Annotated in this window: 15 protein-coding genes; 13 read left to right on the top strand and 2 right to left on the bottom strand. The window is 37.0% G+C overall.

What is annotated here, in order from left to right; genetic code table 11:
• Positions 1 to 73: 73 nt before the first annotated feature.
• The 9 genes from D7D81_RS15130 (at position 74) to rbsD (ending at position 9754) form a co-directional block, all read left to right on the top strand.
• A complete protein-coding gene (locus tag D7D81_RS15130) occupies positions 74 to 850 on the top strand; it encodes a transketolase (protein ID WP_205739459.1) in 777 nt (258 codons plus the stop codon).
• Entirely contained in the window at positions 843 to 1781 is a 939-nt protein-coding gene (locus tag D7D81_RS15125) for a transketolase family protein (protein WP_125990885.1), read from the top strand. Before D7D81_RS15130 ends, D7D81_RS15125 begins: the two co-directional genes overlap by 8 nt.
• Positions 1782 to 1785: 4 nt before the next feature.
• Positions 1786 to 3270: a glycerol kinase GlpK gene (glpK, locus tag D7D81_RS15120; RefSeq protein ID WP_125990884.1), complete on the top strand. Its 1485-nt coding sequence runs from the start codon at positions 1786 to 1788 to the stop codon at positions 3268 to 3270.
• A gap of 175 nt (positions 3271 to 3445) precedes the next feature.
• The gene (locus D7D81_RS15115; RefSeq protein WP_353622131.1) at positions 3446 to 4345 is read left to right on the top strand and encodes a D-ribose ABC transporter substrate-binding protein; all 900 of its coding nucleotides are present in this window, start codon (positions 3446 to 3448) and stop codon (positions 4343 to 4345) included.
• Between the two features lie 177 nt (positions 4346 to 4522).
• Positions 4523 to 5212: a DUF2291 family protein gene (locus tag D7D81_RS15110; RefSeq protein WP_125990882.1), complete on the top strand. Its 690-nt coding sequence runs from the start codon at positions 4523 to 4525 to the stop codon at positions 5210 to 5212.
• Positions 5212 to 6762 (top strand): sugar ABC transporter ATP-binding protein, encoded by a 1551-nt coding sequence (locus tag D7D81_RS15105; protein ID WP_125990881.1) that lies wholly within the window; start codon positions 5212 to 5214, stop codon positions 6760 to 6762. The genes D7D81_RS15110 and D7D81_RS15105 overlap by 1 nt, the downstream gene beginning before the upstream one ends.
• Before the next feature lie 21 nt (positions 6763 to 6783).
• Positions 6784 to 7845, top strand: coding sequence for an ABC transporter permease (locus D7D81_RS15100; protein WP_125990880.1), 1062 nt, complete (start codon positions 6784 to 6786; stop codon positions 7843 to 7845).
• A 58-nt stretch (positions 7846 to 7903) separates the two neighbouring features.
• Positions 7904 to 9334 (top strand): L-fucose/L-arabinose isomerase family protein, encoded by a 1431-nt coding sequence (locus D7D81_RS15095; protein ID WP_125990879.1) that lies wholly within the window; start codon positions 7904 to 7906, stop codon positions 9332 to 9334.
• Between the two features lie 21 nt (positions 9335 to 9355).
• On the top strand, positions 9356 to 9754 hold the full coding sequence (gene rbsD / locus D7D81_RS15090; protein ID WP_125990878.1) for a D-ribose pyranase: 399 nt from the start codon (positions 9356 to 9358) through the stop codon (positions 9752 to 9754).
• 63 nt (positions 9755 to 9817) lie between these two features.
• Here rbsD and D7D81_RS15085 read toward each other — a convergent pair whose 3' ends face one another.
• A complete protein-coding gene (locus tag D7D81_RS15085) occupies positions 9818 to 12544 on the bottom strand; it encodes a cation-translocating P-type ATPase (RefSeq protein ID WP_125990877.1) in 2727 nt (908 codons plus the stop codon).
• 189 nt (positions 12545 to 12733) lie between these two features.
• Here D7D81_RS15085 and D7D81_RS15080 point away from each other — a divergent pair, with 189 nt between their 5' ends.
• Complete coding sequence (locus tag D7D81_RS15080) at positions 12734 to 13657, top strand: sugar phosphate isomerase/epimerase family protein (RefSeq protein ID WP_125990876.1); 924 nt, start codon at positions 12734 to 12736, stop codon at positions 13655 to 13657.
• Positions 13654 to 14811, top strand: a complete 1158-nt coding sequence (locus D7D81_RS15075) for a Gfo/Idh/MocA family protein (RefSeq protein WP_125990875.1) — start codon at positions 13654 to 13656, stop codon at positions 14809 to 14811. Before D7D81_RS15080 ends, D7D81_RS15075 begins: the two co-directional genes overlap by 4 nt.
• Before the next feature lie 214 nt (positions 14812 to 15025).
• Here the strand turns inward: D7D81_RS15075 and D7D81_RS15070 are convergent, their stop codons facing one another.
• Positions 15026 to 16444: a carbon starvation CstA family protein gene (locus D7D81_RS15070; RefSeq protein ID WP_125990874.1), complete on the bottom strand. Its 1419-nt coding sequence runs from the start codon at positions 16442 to 16444 to the stop codon at positions 15026 to 15028.
• Between the two features lie 422 nt (positions 16445 to 16866).
• On the opposite strand from D7D81_RS15070, the gene D7D81_RS15065 reads away from it, so the two are divergent.
• Both D7D81_RS15065 and D7D81_RS15060 read left to right on the top strand, forming a co-directional pair.
• A complete protein-coding gene (locus D7D81_RS15065; RefSeq protein WP_286169778.1) occupies positions 16867 to 18552 on the top strand; it encodes a LytS/YhcK type 5TM receptor domain-containing protein in 1686 nt (561 codons plus the stop codon).
• A gap of 207 nt (positions 18553 to 18759) precedes the next feature.
• A complete protein-coding gene (locus D7D81_RS15060; protein ID WP_125990873.1) occupies positions 18760 to 19542 on the top strand; it encodes a LytR/AlgR family response regulator transcription factor in 783 nt (260 codons plus the stop codon).
• Positions 19543 to 19629 lie beyond the last annotated feature (87 nt).

The raw sequence follows: 19629 nt of genomic DNA, 5'->3' as shown, positions 1-19629 counted from the left end.
AAGGGGGATAAAATTGGCTGATGTTCAATTTTTAGCAGGGAAAGCAGCTGAGATAAGATTGAATCTTCTTAAAATGATTTTTAAGGCAAAAATGGGTCATACCGGGTCTTCTTTATCTGACACTGATATTTTAACTACCTTATATTATGATGTTATGCAGTTGAGAGTTGATGAACCTGACTGGGAAGAACGGGATAGATTTATCTTAAGTAAAGGTCATGCAGTTGAATCATATTATTGTATCCTGGCAGATATGGGTTTTATCGATAAGGAGGAACTTAATACCTTCTGTCAGTATCAGACCAGGTTAATAGGTCATCCCAATAATAAGGTAGCAGGTATTGAGATGAATACCGGTGCACTGGGTCATGGATTGTCAATAGCAGTTGGAATGGCTAAAGCAGCTAAAATGGATAATAAGGACTACAGGGTTTTTGTTTTGATGGGTGATGGTGAACAGGCAGAGGGTTCAGTGTGGGAAGCAGCCATGGCAGGGGCCCATTTTGGTCTTGATAATCTTATTGGAATTATTGACAGGAACAGACTGCAGATTACAGGAGCTACAGAAGAGGTTATGGGTATTGAGCCGTTAGTAGGAAAATGGAGGAATTTCGGCTGGCAGGTTTTGGAAATAGATGGTCATAATTATGGAGAGCTTAAAAAGTGCCTTTCATCAACACCGGTAGAGGAAGGCAAACCAACTATGATATTGGCCAATACAATCAAAGGTAAAGGTGTATCCTTTATTGAAAATAAGGCTGGCTGGCACCACCGTGTACCTTCAGCATCTGAATTAAATCAGGCTGTAGAGGAATTAAGTCCACTTATAGGGGTTGAAATTGATGGCTGAACTAGCAAATAAAGCAGCAATTTGTGATACATTAATTGATTTAGCTAAAATAGACAGAGATATTGTTGTCTTAACAAGTGATTCCAGGGGTTCGGCTTCAATGACAAAATTTGCTGATGAGCTTCCTGAGCAGTTGATAGAGGTAGGGATAGCTGAACAAAATCTGGTAGGCATAGCAGCTGGTTTGGCTGTTTCCGGTAAAAAACCCTATATTGCATCATATGCTGCTTTTTTATCCATGAGGAGTATTGAACAGATTAAAGTAGATGTGGCTTATTCAAAGACTAATGTCAAGGTTATAGGGATTAGTGGTGGCTTAAGCTATGGCCCTTTAGGTATGTCACATCATGCTGTTCAGGATATAGCAGTAATGAGGGCTATTCCTAATCTAAAGGTCATTATGCCTGCTGATAGATATGAAAGTAAGAAGATGATTGAGGTTCTGGTCAATAATGAAGACCCTGTCTATATAAGGGTAGGACGCAATCCGGTTACTGAGGTATATCAGGGTGAAGTCGATTTTGAAATTGCTAAGGGTGTTGTAATGAGAGATGGCTCTGATCTTAGTATCATTGCCTGTGGCAGGATGGTTAGAACTGCCCTGGATAGTGCAAAGGAATTGAGTAAATTGGGTATCAGCTGTCGGGTAATAAATATGCATACCTTAAAACCGCTTGATGATGAAATAGTTATTAAGTCAGCTGCAGAGACTGGTCATATTATTACCCTGGAAGAACATAGTATATATGGTGGCTTGGGTTCTGCTGTGGCAGAGGTTTTAGCACAAAACATTCCTGTATCGATGAAGATAATTGGTATTCCAGATGAACCAGCTATTGCTGGTAAACCAGAGGAAGTCTATGAGTATTATGGTTTATCTACTCCTTCTATAGTAGAAGAGGCTAAAAAACTATTAAGTAATAGTAGGTGATAATGTGAGTAAATATATCTTAACCCTTGATCAGAGTACATCAGGTTCTAAGGTGCTTCTGATTGATGAAAGCGGGGATATTGTAATAAAGAAATCTAAGCCGCATCAACAGTATTATCCACAACCTGGATGGGTAGAACATGACCCCAGGGAAATTTATAATAATATAATTTTTTTGATAGAAAATGTCTTAAGTGAAAGTAATATTGACTTAAATCAGATAGAGTCTCTGGCCATAACTAACCAGCGGGAAACAATAATGGCCTGGGACAAGAATACTGGTGAACCAGTATATAATGCTATTGTGTGGCAGTGTAATAGGACTGCAGAGGCCTGTGATAAACTGGCTAGTCCGCTTATTAATAAGAAGATAAAAGAGAAGACGGGTTTATTACTTAACCCCTATTTTTCGGCAACAAAGATTAAATGGATATTAGATAATGTTAATGTGGCCAGGGAAAAAATGGAGGATAATAACTTATTAATGGGGACTATAGATTCATGGTTAATCTGGAATTTTACCAGTGGTTCTGTACATCTAACAGATTATACTAATGCAAGTAGGACACTATTATTTAATATTAAAGAACTATCCTGGGATGAAGAACTATTAGATATCTTTGGATTGAATAAGGATATTCTTCCTGATGTAAAACCACCTGATGAGGTCTTTGCCTATACCAATTTAAACAATTTACTTCCCGGGGAAATACCTATAGTAGGGGTGATTGGGGATTCACAGGGGGCGCTTTTTGGACAAAAATGTTTTCAACCGGGTATGGCCAAGGCGACCTATGGAACCGGCACATCTGTTTTGTTAAACATTGGTAAAAAACCTGTCTTTAAAGAAAAGCTTGTCACCTCAATTGCCTGGGGTTTGAATGGGAGGGTTGATTATGCCTTTGAAGGTATTATACGTAGTTCAGGTGATACCTTAAAATGGGTAAAGGATAATCTAGGTCTTTTCCAAGATTTCCAGGAGGTTGAACCCCTGATTAGGGAAATAGCGGATAATGAGGGTGTTTATTTAGTACCTGCTTTTTCTGGCATGGGTGTTCCTTACTGGGATATGACGGCCAGAGCTGCAATTATAGGTATGACCAAAAAGACTGATAGGAGGCATATTATCAGGGCTGCGGTAGAATCTATTGCCTATCAAATTACAGATGCAATTAATCTGATGCTTGAGGAATCAGGGGTTTCTCTAAGGGTTTTAAGGGCAGATGGTGGTGCTACCAGCAATCAATTTTTAATGGAATTTCAGGCAGGATTGCTAAATAAAGAAGTAGCAGTCTCAGAGATTGCAGAATTGTCAGCCCTTGGGGCTGCGTATATTTCTGGCTTGAGTATTGGTATCTGGAAATCAATTGATGACATTAAAAACCTAAATAATAATTCCAAGACTTATCAAGCGAAAATGGATAAAACTTTGCGCAGCAAATATTATCATGGCTGGCAGACTGCTGTTAAGAGAACCTTAAATAAATAAATTTTTATAATTAATTTAAAATTTGCTTTATTTAAAAATTTATTATATTCACACTCCATTAAATAATTACTGGGAAGGGGGGCATAAAAAGTCGTTAAGTATATGGAGTAATTATTAAAAAATAGGGGGAAAAATAATGAGAAAAAGCATTGTATTATTATGTGTTGGTCTCTTGATGCTTAGTTTATTAATAGGTGTTGTTCAGGCAGAAGATAAAGGGCTGATTGTGATTATTACACCATCACATGATAATCCATTCTTTAAGACTGAGGCAGTTGCTGCAGAGGAGAAAGCTAAGGAATTAGGTTATGAAACATTGAGTCTGGTTCATGATGATTCAGTAAGTAAACAGAATGAATTATTTGACACAGCAATAGCCAGGGGTGCTGCAGCTATTATCTGTGATAATGCAGGTGCAGAGGCTACTATTGCTCCGGTTCAGAAAGCCAAGGATGCAGGTATTCCAACCTTCCTCATTGACCGGGAAATCAATGCCAGTGGTGTGGCTGTTTCTCAGATAGTTTCGAATAACTATCAGGGGGCTAAACTGGTAGGCCAAAAATTTGTAGAACTCATGGGTGAAAAAGGAAACTATGTTGAATTACTTGGTAAATCATCTGATACAAATGCCCAGGTACGTTCACAGGGTTTCCATGAAGAAATAGATCAGTATCCAGATATGAAAATGATTGCCCAGCAGAGTGCCAACTGGAGTCAGACTGAGGCCTTTACTAAAATGGAATCTATTATTCAGGCTAATAATGATATTAAGGGTGTAATTTGTGGTAATGACACTATGGCCATGGGTGCCATGGCTGCTTTGAAGGCTGCTGGTATGGGTGATGTAATTGTTGTTGGTTTTGATGGCAGTAATGATGTTGCAGAATCAATTATGAATGGTAATATCAAGGCAACAGCACTACAGCCCTGTTATTTAGGGGCCCAATTAGCAGTAGAACAGGCAGACAGATACCTTAGAACTGGTTCTACTGGTGTTCAGGAAAAACAACTACTTGATTGTACTTTAATAACTGAAGAGAATGCCCATAGACTAAAGGACTTTAAATTAAAATAACAGCTAAGTGTTTAAACTACAGGGATGATTTAATCATCCCTGTAGTAAAAAGATTTTTAATTTAATGAATTATATTACTAATAATGTGTGTTGAAAGGTATAAATAATCCCCGGCGGTATATACTGATACTTTTCGAACAGATTCTAAACAGACTCTAATAATGTAGGTGAATAATAATGAAACTTAAAAATGATTTTTCAAAGCTTATTTTACTTATTCTTTTGTTAGCTTGTTCTATGATGGTTCTAAGTTCGTGCCGTTTATGGACAGTAGTTGAACTAAACAAAGATAGTTCTTCTGAAAACGAAATAATAGTGACTATAGATGGTGAGGAAAGAGGACTGGAAAGCTATGTTGATTCTATCTGGAATGATAAAATAATTTCTTATATAAATAAAGAAGCTATTGATGTTAACTTAGTTATAAAAGAAATAGATAAGAACCTTGATGCAGCTGGTGAGAAATATGGTATTAAAGAAGCTGCTGGGAAACCGTGGAAATTCATTGTTAAAGGTAAGGGTAAAATTTTATCTGTTAATACTGAATCACGAAATGGAACAATAGATGTTGATATAGAACCATATGATGGGAAAAAGGATTTGAAGATACAGATAGGACCAGTTATTCGAGGTAGCTCGATCAGAGATTCACTTAACTATATTTCATTTAATAATTTTGGTAATCAGATAGAATATGCCAAATTTTCTACAGAAATAAATAATAAGATTAATAAGGAATTTCTGCAGAATATTAATTTTGAGGAATTAGAGGGTAGTGTAATAGATTTTCAAGGTATTTTTGTTGTCCAATCTTCTGAAATTGTTCTGACCCCTGTGAAAATAGAAGTAATAGGAGGAAGAAAATAATGAACCAAAAATTAAAGGAACAAGGGGATTACAGCAGTGAAATTTGTCTAAGTACCAGGGGGATAAAAAAAATTTATCCTGGTACAATTGCTTTAAATGATGTTGATTTTAATATATATCGGGGTAAAGTCAATGCCCTGGTTGGTGAAAATGGTGCTGGTAAATCTACCTTAATGAAGATAATTGCTGGTGTAACAAGACCTAATGAGGGTTGTATCTACCTGAATGGAGAAGAAACAACTTTTTTTAGCACCCGTGACGCTCAGCAAAAGGGAATAGGTATTATCCATCAGGAATTAAATCTGTTTGAAGACTTAACTGTTGCCCAAAATCTCTTTATGACCAGAGAGAGTGTTAAGCACGGTCTTATGCTTGATCAGAAAAAGCATTACCAAGAGACCAGGGCTGTTCTGAATAGATTGAAACAGGATATTGATCCTCAGACAAAGGTTGGTAACCTCAGGGCAGGTCAACAGCAGATTGTGGAGATAGCCAAGAGTTTATTACAGGATAACCTACATGTCTTAATAATGGATGAACCTACATCTTCATTAAGTTCATCAGAGGTTGAGATATTGTTTGAGATAATTAATGACCTTAAAAAAGAAGGGATCTCAATAGTATATATCTCACATAGATTAGAGGAGATAATAAATATTGCTGATTATATAACAGTACTGCGGGATGGTCTAAAAATAGATGAGAAAAAAGTAAGTGAGATTGATATTAGCTGGATTGTTAATAAAATGTTAGGTCGCGAGATCCTGGATATCGATATGAAACATAAGGTAAGTGATCAAGAGGTATTAAGGGCTGAATCGGTAACTCTACCTAATCCGGCAGGTGGTTATCTGGTAGACCATATTTCATTTTCTCTACATAAAGGAGAAATACTGGGTGTTTACGGCCTGCTCGGGGCTGGGAGGACAGAACTATTGGAGACCTTAATGGGGTTTCACACTGAGATAGATAATAGTATTTATTTAAAGGGAGAAAAGTGTAAAATCAGCTCGATAAGCGGCCAGATCAAACATGGATTAGCACATATTCCTGAAAACAGACAGACTGAGGGATTGGTCCCAGTATTATCTGTTAAAAAGAATACTACTTTATCCAGTTTAGCAAAATTTTGTAGGGGCTTCCATCTGGTGGATAATGAAGTTAATAACGGTGTCAATAGAATGATTGAAGATTTAGCTATTAAAGTTGCAGACATGGATTTAACTGTTGATTCGTTGAGTGGTGGTAATCAGCAGAAAGTAGTTATAGGTAAGGGTATTTTGACAGAACCAGAGGTTTTGCTGTTAGATGAACCTACCCGGGGAATAGATGTTGGGGCCAAGGAAGATGTTTTTAGGATAATGGATGAACTGGCCTCACAGGGATTAGGGATAATATTTGTTGCTTCAGAGCTAAAACAGATTATGGCCGTATCTGATAGGGTGCTTGTTATGTCTAAAGGTAAAATAACAGGTGAATTTACCAGGGCTGAGATGACAGAGGAAAAACTTGTCAGGGCATCATCTGTTGGACATTCTGTAGAAAAATAATTAAAGAGGGAGTATATAACTATGAACATATCTTTACTTGACAATAAAAAAGGGTTATTTGGCGATATGACTCTAGGAATGCTTCTTATGAAGATGAGAACATTTATTGCTTTAATACTATTGATTATCTTTTTTAGTATTTTTGTTCCTAACTTTTTTTCAGTAACTAATGTATTTATTATGACAAAACATGTGGCCCAGTATGCATTATTAGCTATTGGGATGACCTTTGTAATTATCAGTGGTGGGATTGATTTATCAGTAGGTTCAATTGTTGGACTTTCAGCCATGATTGCCGGTGGTTTAATAAATCAGGGACTGGTCTTATCGATGTTTGGTGTAGCTATTTATTTTAATGTATTTATAATTGCCTTGATTACACTGGTTCTGGGTGTTTTAGTAGGTGCCTTTAATGGTTTTTTAATTAGCCGTTTTAATGTACCTCCTTTTATAGCAACACTGGGTACTCTTTATATTGCCAGGGGCTTTGCTATGCTCAGGTCAGGTGGTGGAACCTTCTCCAATTTGATAGGTAAAGCTGAACTAGGTAATACAGGTTTTCCAGTACTGGGTTCTGGGAGAATACTGGGTATACCAAATCAAATCTGGATATTGTTTGTTGTAGCACTGATTGCAGTCTATATCTCTAAAAAGACACCACTTGGCTGGCATATCTATGCTATAGGTGGTAATGAAAAGGCAGCCAAAATTTCTGGAATTAAGGTCAAAAAAACAAAGATGTTTGTCTATATGTTTTCTGGTTTAATGTGTGCTATTGTTGGTTTAATAGTTGCTTCAGAATTAGTTGCTTCTCACCCTGCTACAGGAGAGACCTGGGAGATGAGTGCAATAGCAGCTACAGTACTGGGTGGTACATCCCTTAGTGGTGGTATTGGTAAGATTGGTGGTACCATAGTTGGTGCTTTTGTAATAGGTATTTTAAGTGATGGATTAGTAATGATGGGTGTTTCTGAATTCTGGCAGATGGTTATTAAAGGGGTAGTAATCGTAACAGCTGTTATAGTTGATCAATTACAAAATAGGATGGAAAAGAAGGCAGCTATGCAGGTTAATGGCAAATAAAAGAATTTTAAAGAATATATGAATTTAAAACTAAAGATTAAAGATGGAGGAGTTATCTATGGATAAGATTACTTTAGGTGTGATAATTGGCAACCGGGATTTTTTTGCTGATGAGTTATGTAAGGAAGGCCGGAAAAGATTAATGCCTGTTTTAGAAGAAAACGGTATTAACCCTATCGTCCTTGATGAAGATGAGGGTGTTTACGGTAGTGTCCAGAATAGGGATGATGCCCGGAAATGCGCTGCTTTATTGAGAAAACATAGTGATGAAATTAAAGGGATTATAGTTACCCTGCCTAATTTTGGCGATGAAAAAAGTATTGTAGAAACTATTAAAATGAGCGGCCTGGACGTACCAGTACTGGTTCATGCCTTTTCTGATGATATTGAAAAACTGGATTATATCCACCGTAGAGATAGTTTTTGTGGTAAGATATCGGTCTGTAATAATTTAAGGCAGTATGGTATTAATTATACCCTGACCAGTTCACATACCATTAACCCTGATATGGAGCAGTTCCAGGATGACCTGAACAAATTTATTGGGGTATGTAATGTCTTTGATAAGATTAAAGGAGCCAGAATAGGTCTAATTGGGGCTAGACCGGCTGATTTTAATACCGTACGTTTTAGTGAAAAAATACTACAGCATAATGGAATATCTGTTGAACCTATTGGATTACTTGATTTAATGAATAAACTTCAATTTCTGGAAGACAGTGACCAGAAGGTTAAAGAGGGACTAAAGGAAATAGAGTCATATATGAATACTGATAGTGTTCCTGGGGATTCTCTGGTGAAAATGGCTAAATTACTGCTGGTCTACCGGGATTGGGTTGTTGATAATGAAATAGATGCAGTGGCTTTTCAATGCTGGGATTCCCTTCAGGGAGCGTTGGGTATCAACCCCTGTACAGTGATGAGCATCTTATCTAATGAAGGGGTGCCATCTGCTTGTGAAAGTGATGTTATGGGAGCTTTGAGTATGTATGCCCTCCAGGCTGCTTCAAAACTACCCAGTGGTATTGTAGACTGGAATAATAATTATCAGAATGACCCTGATAAAGCAGTGATCTTCCATTGTGGTAATTTTGCCAGGGATATTTACTCTTGTTCAGGTAATGAGTGTCCTAAAGTAAATTACCCTGAAATACTTGGTTCAACACTGGGACAGGAAAATACCTATGGTGCTATTGAGGGTAGGATTAAAGCTGATGAGATTAGCTTTGCCAGGGTTAGTACTGATGATACTACTGGTAAGATACAGGTTTATCTTGCTGAAGGTGAGATAACAGAAAAGTCATTAGATACATTTGGCTCCTGGGGGGTTGCCAGGGTTGCCGGTTTACAGAAGTTGATGAATTATATTTGTTCAAATGGTTTTGAACACCATGTAGCAATTAATCTCTCTTCTGTGGCTGATATACTGGAAGAGGCTTTTAATAATTACCTGGGATGGGATGTTTATAATCATAAAGGGGATAATTAAAAGTGGAAAGAGGTCATTAAAATGAAAAAAAGAGGAATTTTAAATGATGAACTTTCATATGTGCTGGCGCAGATGGGTCATACTGATAAGATAGTTATTGCTGATGCAGGTCTTCCTATTCCTGAAACTACTAAGCGAATTGACCTGGCTTTAAAACGAGGGATCCCCCGTTTTATAACTGTTCTAAAGAGTGTTTTAGAAGAACTAGTTGTTGAAAAGATAGTCCTGGCTCAGGAGATTAAGGAAAAAAGCCCTCATCTGGAGGAAGAGATACTATCTCTGCTGGATAGTAACATTAAAATTGAGTATATTAGCCACCAGGACTTCAAAGAAATAACTAAAGAGGCTAAGGCTGTAGTTAGAAGTGGAGAAACAACACCATATGCTAATATAATATTATTATCTGGTGTTAATTTTTAATATATTTATTTATATATAAATACTTCCATGAAAAAGGATCTTATTAAAAAAGATAAGGTCCTTTTATAATTTGTTTTTCCTCTTAAACCATTTTATTACTTCGAAACTTAGTAAATAAATAGCCCCTGCAGTGAAAATTAGCAGCCAGTCTGTTGTTAAAGGGGGAGTAAATTCAAGATAGGAATTTATCGGTGTATAGATAACTAGCAGAACCAGTGCGATAGAGATAATTAAAGAGTAAATCATTTTCCGATTACTAAAGAAATTACTACTGAATATTGAGCTAAATTTATACCGTCTGGACATAATATTGATAAATTGGCAGATAACAATGGTTAAATATGTTATCGTTGTGGCCCTTGGGTATAAAGGGTGTTCAGCTGTAAAATTTACTCTTCCACTAGCAAAGATGTAGTAGTTTATAAAAGCCAGTAGTCCCATAAGGAGGCCTAAAAAGCCTACTTCAAGAACAGTACTGTTATTAAGCATATGTTCATCTTTATCCCGGGGAGCTCTAATCATCAAGTCTCTGGAAGCAGGGTCAAAGGTTAGGGCAGTTAACGGTAGGATTTCTGCTAATAAGTCAATAGAGAGGATCTGAATGGCGAGGATAGGTATCGGCCAGTCCAGTAGGGTAGAAGCAATTAACCCAAAAAGAACAATAGCCAGTTCAGCACCATTGGTTGTCAGGGAAGCCAGCACTGTTTTTTTTAGATTATTATAGATGGTTCTTCCTTCTTTAATGGCCTGTACCAGTGTGGGGTAACTGTCATCGAGTAGTACAAGTTCTGCTGCTTCTTTGGAGACATCGGTACCCATTTGCCCCATGGCAACACCGATATGGGCACTTTTCAGTGCCGGGGCATCATTAACCCCATCCCCGGTAACAGCCACAATCTTATCTTGTTCTTTCAGGTTTTTGACAATACGTAGTTTGTCTTCAGGTGATACTCGGGAAAAAATTAAAGATTTATGTTTCTGCATTAGTTTTTTTAATTTGTCATCTGAAATGTCGCTTAATTCTTTACTGGTGAAAACAGGTATATCCTTTCCTGTACCTAAATTTATTTCTTCCCCAATGGCTTTAGCGGTGATAGCATGGTCTCCGGTCATGATATAGGTATCTATCTGGGCAGTATGGGCATCAGCAATTGCTTCTTTTACCCCTTCCTTAGGCGGGTCAATCATGGCGACCAGTCCGAGGAAGACAACATCCCTTTCGATTTCCTCCATCACATAGTCTTTTTCATTTGCTTCCAGTCTACGGTAGGCAATAGCAAGAACACGCATGGCATTTTTTGAGTATTTTTCATTTAATTTATTTAGCTCTTTTTTATCTTTTTCAGTAATGGTTACTTTTTTACCATCACGATAGATATGTCTTGTAATTGTGAGGATGCTATTAATAGCACCTTTCATGGTTAAGATGTTTTTATCCTCAATTTCCCTGATTGAACTCATTCTTTTACGCTTGGAATCAAAACTGAATTCATGTATTTCCGGGTTTTCTTCATCTTCATTAGGTGAACGTACACCCAGTTTAGTTGAAAGTGTTATTAAAGCAGCTTCAGTAGGATCACCTATTGGATACCAGTTAGCATGGTTTTCATCTGGTGGGTGAATTTCTGCATTAGAGGCCATTGTTGCAGCCTCAAATAAACAGGAGAGTTTTTCAATTTCTTTTTTATCCAGTGGTTTGCCATTTTGGTCAAGGATATCCCCCTCAGGTTGGTACCCCAGTCCAGTAATTTCATACTCTCTACCGTTAAACCAGACATTTTTAACAGTCATCTCGTTTTTAGTAAGGGTACCAGTTTTATCAGTAGCAATGACATTTGTTGAGCCGAGGGTTTCAGCAGAGGAGAGTTTTTTTACGACAGCATTCCTCTGGGCCAGACGGTCTACTCCCTGGGAAAGGGCTACTGTAATTTGCATAGGTAGGGCCTGAGGAACGATGGCAACTGTAATCCCTAGTCCGTAGAGCAGGGCAAAATATAGGCCCAATCCCCGGTATAGACTTATTCCAAATAAGATAAAACCAATTATTATTGCAAAAATAGCCAGTCTACTGGCTACAACCCCCAGTTCTTTTTGTAGGGGGGTCTGTGATTTATCTTCTTTTTGTGTTAAGGAGGCTATTTTTCCCATCTCTGTCTCCATACCAGTTCTAACTACTACTCCTTTAGCTGTACCAGATGCTACATTAGTCCCCAGAAAAGCCATATTAGCCTGGTCACCTAGAGAACTCTCTTCCTTAAGACAGTTACTATGTTTTTCCTGGGGTAGAGATTCACCAGTTAATGATACTTCATTAATCCTGAGATTAAAACCCTCAATAATTCTTAGGTCTGCTGGAACTTTATCCCCTTCTTCCAGAACCACGATATCACCTGGTACTATTTTTTCTTGCTTAAGTTTTTGAATATTGTTATCCCTATAGACTTTAGCAGGTGATTGAACCAGTTTATTGAGAGAAGACATGATTGCTTCAGCTTTATTTTCCTGAACAAAACCAACTATGACATTAATTATTACTATGGTAACCATAATGCCAGCATCACGGTAACTACCGATAAATATAGATAGAGCAGAGGCTACTAATAACATAATTGTTAATATATCTTTAAATTGTGAAAAGAAAAGGAGTAATTTACTACGTTCTTTTTTAACTGATAGCTTGTTTTCTCCATATTTTGTTAATCTTTTCTCAGCTTCTTTACTAGAAAGACCTTCTATAGCGGTATTTAATCTGGAAAAAATCTCTTCAATTTTCTCTTGATAATATTTCATATAATGAACACCTTCTTGTGGAAATTAGATTTACTTTGCTTATTTTACCTGTTACAATTAAGATTTATTCTAAAAATTATGTTTCCCCTGTAACAACAAGGGTTTTGTTTTTACCGAAAAAATGTTTTATAATTGTATTATGAACTAACAATTATTAGATTTTAAAAACATTAAATAAGGGGGATTAAAATGTATTATTCAGGTTTTGCAGATGAAGCTGCTGTTTCGATTAGTAGGCAAATAGAGGCGACAAAAGAATTGGAATGGAAAAATATCGAAGCAAGGAATATTGATAGTTGTAATATTACTGATATTTCTGATGAAGAGTTTGCAGAGGTCTATCAAAAACTTCAGGAAAATGGTATTAAAGTAAATTGTTTTGGCAGTACTGTAGCTAATTGGGGTAAAGACCCTAGAGATGAGCAGTCATTTAAAACTAGTATTACAGAGTTAGCAAGGGCAATTCCCAGAATGAAGAAGTTAGGCACCAGGATGATCAGGGGTATGAGTTTTGGTATTCCTAAAGACCTACCACCGGTAAATCCTGATTTAGAAGATAAGATAATTGATAGGTTGAAGATTTTAGTTAAAATGTGTGAAGAAAACGGAATTATATATGTTCATGAAAATTGTATGAACTATTTTTCCCAGTCTTATGAGCACATGAATAAATTACTTGATAGAGTGGACTCTCCATATTTTAAGATTGTTTTTGATACTGGTAATCCCTTAATGGCTGATAATAGAATAGGTAAACCTCCATATAAAAAACAGACTTCCTGGGAGGCCTATCAACAATTAAAAGACCATATTAAATATGTTCACATTAAAGATGGCCACTTTCTGAAAGATACTGATGGTATCTTTCCGGAGATGGAATATACTTTTCCAGGAGAGGGAGATGGAGAAGTAAAAAGGATAGTTAAGGACCTACTGAAAAATGGTTATGATGGTGGTTTTTCTATAGAACCACATATGGGTATGGTTTATCATGAAAATAATGATATTAGTGAAGAAGATGCTAAATATAATACCTATGTAGAATATGGAAAACGTTTTATGGAACTTATTGATGAGATACAGACGGAAATTAAGGAGGAGCTTAAACAATGAATAAGGTTAAAATTGGAATTATTAGTCTTGGTAACATGGGCAGCAGTCATGCAGTTAATATAATTAAAGGGAAGGTGAAAAATGCCCTGCTTACAGCAGTATGTGACCTTGATCAGACCAGACTTGATTGGGCCCGGGAAGAGTTGGGTAATGAAGTAGAACTTTTTAATAATACAGATGATTTTTATAGAGATGCTGATATAGAGGGGGTTATTATTGCCACCCCTCATTATCATCATCCAGCACTGGCGATTGAGGGTTTTGGACATGGTTTACATGTAATGATTGAAAAACCGGCAGGTGTTTATACTAAGGCAGTTCGTAAAATGAATGAAGTAGCGGCTAAAGCTGATAAAGTATTCTCTATTATGTATAACCAAAGGACTAGGCCTGTCTACCGGAAATTAAAGGATTTACTGGATGCAGGAGAACTTGGTGAAATCAAGAGAACTAACTGGGTAATTGATTGGTACCGTCCACAAAGTTATTATGATCATGGGGGCTGGAGGGCTACCTGGAAAGGGGAAGGTGGTGGTGTTTTATTAAACCAGGATCCACACCAGCTTGATATCTGGCAGTGGACCTGTGGTATGCCTGTAAGGGTACGTGCCTTTTCACATTTTGGTAAATATCATGATATTGAAGTAGAAGATGATGTAACTGCTTATGTGGAATATGAAAATGGTGCTACTGGTGTTTTTGTCACATCTACTGGTATCTCTCCAGAAACAAATCGTTTTGAAATTGCAGGTGACAGAGGAAAAATTATTGTTGAAGGGGATGGACTTACTTTCAGGAGGTTACGAATTCCGGAACGACAGTTTAATAAAGAATATCAGGGAGGTTTTGGACAGCCGGAATGTTGGGAATGTGAAGTATCGGTAGATGGGGATAACCCAGAACATGTTGGAATTCTAAATAACTGGATTGATGCTATTTTAAATGGTAGTAGATTAATAGCCCCTGGTGAAGAGGGAATTAATGGTTTAATGCTGTCAAATGCAATGCTTTTATCCTCCTGGACTGATGATTGGGTAGACCTGCCCATAGATGAAGACCTCTTTTATGAAAAATTACAGAAAAAAATTGCTAACTCAACCTTTAATAAAAAAACAAGCGAAAATAAGGTTCTAAATGTTGAAGGGACTTTTTAGAATTAATTTAATTAGATACTGGCTTTTTATTTATATTCAGGCATAAACATTTAAAGGGTATGAAGAAGATAAAAATATTGAGCAGCCTGATATGATAGTCATCTGTGACTAGGATATTTAATTAATATAAATCATACTTTCAATATATCATTGCAAAAGGGATAAATTTTTTATCCCTTTTGCAATTTTTATATTAAGTTTTAAGCATTGCTCTTTAAGCCGCCTTATTATCAATCTGAACTTTTTCTCCCCCTTTAATAAGGAAAGTTACTAGAGCAGTCAGGGCTGCTAGAATACCAATGATAGATGATATTGGGCCCTGGATACCAAGCCCTTCAGGGGCAATTATAATATAGGAGATAGAAACAGCGGTCATAAAGGTAGCAGGTATACTGGCTATCCAGTGAAATCTCTTGTTTAATTTTAAATAGGCTGCTCCTGCCCAGAGGGCTATCATGGCCAGTGTTTGGTTAGACCAGGCAAAATAACGCCAGATTATGCTGAAATCCATCTGGGATAGAATGATTCCAATAATAAACATTGGTATAGCCAATTTGAATCTATTGGCCTTATTGGTCTGTTCTAGCTTAAAGATATCCGCTAGGATCAGGCGTGCGCTACGAAAAGCAGTATCACCAGAACTTACAGGTAGGGCTATAACACCTAACATAGCTAATATACCGCCAAAGACTCCTAACATATTATCACTGACCAGTTTTACGATTCCGGCTGCTCCACCATTATTGGCCATGGCAGTTGCCAGGCCTTCAGTACCACCAAATAATGTCATAGCTGCTGCTGCCCAGATCAGGGCGATTACACCTTCGGCAATCATGGCACCATAGAAGGTTTTTCTACCGTGTTTTTCATTTTGTAAGCATCTAGCCATTAAAGGTGATTGGGTAGCATGAAAACCACTAATAGCTCCACAGGCTATGGTTACAAATAATAAAGGCCAGAAAGGCAATCCCTGGGGATGAAGGTTGCTTAAAGTGATTTCAGGGATATTGTAGCCGCCGATAATTAATCCTCCACCAATACCAACTGCCATAATCAATAAAGAACCACCTAAAACAGGATAAAATTTGGCAATTATCTTATCTACTGGTAAAACAGTTGCCAGGAAGTAATAGGCAATTATAATGGCCAACCAGAAATTAAGGTGGAAACCCGTCATATTAGCCAGTAATCCAGCTGGACCAGTCATGAAAACTGTTCCAACTAAAACCAGTAAGATAATGGAAAAGACTCTCATGAATTTACGGGCACCTTCTCCTAAGTATTCACCTACTATCTCTGAGATGCTGGCTCCCCCATTACGTACAGATAACATCCCTGATAGATAATCATGAACACCTCCGGCAAAGATAGACCCCAATACTATCCATAGAAATGCTGCTGGACCAAATAATGCTCCAGCAATTGCCCCAAAAATAGGACCAAGGCCGGCAATGTTTAGCAATTGAATCAAAAAAACCCTAGGCCAGTTTAATGGGACATAATCTACTGCGTCTTCTTTGAGATATGCTGGGGTTTTGTGATTTGCGTCAGCCCCAAAAACCCTTTCGACCACCTTACCATAAATCCAGTAACCAAGAATTAAGACCAGTAATGCTGTGATAAAAGATACCATAGTTATTTATCCTCCTTGAAAATATTTTGTTAACTACTTATGGAAGTTATAAATTTATTGTTAACATATGATTATTATAAAACAACTTTTAAATAAAATAATAAATTTCCGCTGAATAGTTAAAAATCGAGGTTAATTTACATTATCTGAAGATAAATAACAATGATACAAGGGAGTTTTACTGCTTATTAATTGACAATTACAAATTAATTTATTATTCTTTAAGTGTGTGTTCGAAAAAATATAAATAGGGGGATTATATATCCCTGAACGAAGTTAAGGTGCAACCTTAAACTGTTCTAGTATGGTTTGTTTAAATACGGAGTGCCTGTGGTGTTACAGTTGAGTTAAGGGATATATAATCCCTGGCGGTGAAAATTTTTTAAGTAAATAGAAATATAATAATGTATTGGAGATATATTATGACACAATTATTATTTGATTTAATTAAGAGTATGGCCGTTGTAGCAGTTGCTGCCCGGCTGCTTGTAATGGAAACCTCTTTGTTCTCCCGTTTAACTTCACGCCGTCTGCAGAAGAAATATAAATTGCTATTAATAGTTTTCTTTGGTTTGTTATCCCTATCTGGGACCTATCTAGGAATATATATCCATGGTGCTTATGCTAACATCAGGGCTATTGGTGCTGTTATTGGCGGCTTGCTCGGTGGTCCCCTGGTTGGTTTTTCAGCTGGCTTAATCGGGGGTTTACACCGTTATTTTCTGGGTGGATTTACTGCTGTTGCCTGTGCCTTATCAACAACCCTGGCAGGTCTAATAGGAGGCCTGGTTTATTACTATAGGTCCTATGATAAAATAAGCCTTCTGGAGAGTTTTGTATTAGGAGTGCTTATTGAATCATTGGAGATGCTATTGGTGGCTTATTTAAGTCAACCATTTTATGAAGCTGTTGAATTGGTAAAGATTATTGCCTTACCGATGATTACCAGTAATGCCCTGGGGATAATGTTATTTATTAATGTTCTGCATAATAATCAGAAAAAGAGGCAGGAGTTACTTGCTCTGCAGTCATATAAGGCCTTAAAGATAGCTAACCAAACAATATCTTATCTAAGAGATGGGTTAAACTATGATTCAGCACTGGAAACAGCTAGAATTATTTTAAAAATAACCGAGGTTAATGCGGTTTCAATAACAGATCGGGAAAAGATACTGGCCCATTGTGGAATGGGAGAAGACCATCATCAAGCAGGGGAGGCGATGATCACCAGGGCTACTAAAGAAGTCCTGAAAACAGCTAGGTTGACTGTTGCTGCAAGTAAAGAAGAAGTGGGTTGTCCGGTAAAAAACTGTACCTTAAAATCAGCGGTTATTGCCCCTTTAAAGCATAATAATGATGTTATTGGGGTAATTAAATTATATAAAGACCAGGAAGATAGTATTACAGAGGTAGATATAGAACTGGCCAGGGGAATATCCAGGCTTTTGTCCACACAGTTACAGATTTCTAATCTGGAGAAACAGGCTCAACTGACAACAGAGATGGAATTAAAAGCCCTTCAGGCTCAGATTAATCCCCACTTTCTTTTTAATGCCCTAAATACTATAAGCTCATTTTGTAGGACCAATCCTCAAGCAGCCAGGGGTCTTTTAATAAAACTGGCCAAGTTTTTCCGGCAGACATTAAAAGAAAATAAGGGGTCAGTAACCCTTCAGGAAGAGTTACGATCTACCTCTTATTATATTGAAATAGAAAAGGCTCGTTTTGGTTCAAAGCTGGAGATAGAAATAGAAATTGCAGATGAATTATTAAATTGTCAGATGCCTCCTTTTGTTTTGCAGCCTGTGGTGGAGAATGCCATCAAGCATGGGTTTGCTAATAAAACTGATATAGGTAAGATAACTATGACAGCTGAAAGAGCAGAACACAACTTATTGATTTATGTTCAAGATAATGGCGCTGGTATTCCAGCAGAATATATTAAAAATATTCTGCAGCCTGGTTATGGACAGGACTGTGGTATTGGTATAAGTAATGCCAATCAAAGAATTCAGAAAATCTGCGGTACAGAATATGGTATAGATATTGATAGTCAAGTAGGACAGGGGACTATAGTTAAGATTAAACTTCCTTTAAAAGTCAATTAATATTAAGTGTATGTTCGAAAAGATATAAATAGGGGATTATATTCTCTGAACGAAGTTAAGGTGCAACCTTAAACTGTTCTAGTATGGTTTGTTTAAATACGGAGTGCCTGTGGTGTTACCGTTGAGTGAAGGGATATATAATCCCCAGCGATATATACTGATACTTTTCGAACAGACTCATTAACTACTAGATGGAAGGGGTTATTTATGACTAAGATCAGGACAATTATTGCTGATGATGAATATCCAGCACGAAACGAACTGGCTTTTTTGCTGGAGAATATCAATGAAGTTGAGCTGCTTTATCAGGCCGAAAATGGTCTTGAAGCCCTGGAATATATAAAAAAAGCAGAGCCAGACTTAGTATTTTTAGATATTCAAATGCCTGGAAAAACCGGGATGGAGGTAGCCAGGGAGATAAAGGATACTAAGTTTGAGCCTGTGATAGTCTTTGTGACAGCCTATGACCAATATGCAGTAGAAGCCTTTGCAGTTAATGCGGTTGATTATTTGCTTAAACCATATGAAGAAGATAGATTGAGTGAAATCATTAAAAAGGTTAAAAAAACAATTTATAATAAGAAAATGAAAGATAAGTTAGAGGTTTTAATTGATAAGATAGCAGGTACTGAACAAAAAAGGGAAAATACAGGAATCAATAAGCTGGCTGTACAGGGTAAGCGCGGACATCTGAAATTAGTAAAATATGATGATATTGTTTTATTACACTCCAAAAGTTCCAGGATATATGCTAAAACTGTTGATGAAGAGTATGAAGTCTCGGCAACACTCTGTGAACTGGCTGAAAAGCTACAGGGGCATAAGTTTTTAAGGATACATCGCAGCTATATAATTAATTTAAATAAAGTTAAGGAGATTATCCCTTGGTTTAAGGGAAATTATCAGGTGGTAATGAATGATAAGAGGGAGACAGAGGTAGTTGTTAGCCGTTCAAAGGTAAAAGAAATTCAGAGGATTTTTAATTTGTAAATAATGGTTATTGTTTTGACAAGTCAGTAAGGTAGTATTATAATGTTAGTAATATACTACAATGATTGTTATATATAGAGATGGTGA

This window comes from Halocella sp. SP3-1 (genome assembly GCF_003953885.1).
GTDB lineage: Bacteria > Bacillota > Halanaerobiia > Halanaerobiales > DTU029 > Iocasia > Iocasia fonsfrigidae.
This window is presented reverse-complemented; position numbering and strand designations above follow the sequence as displayed.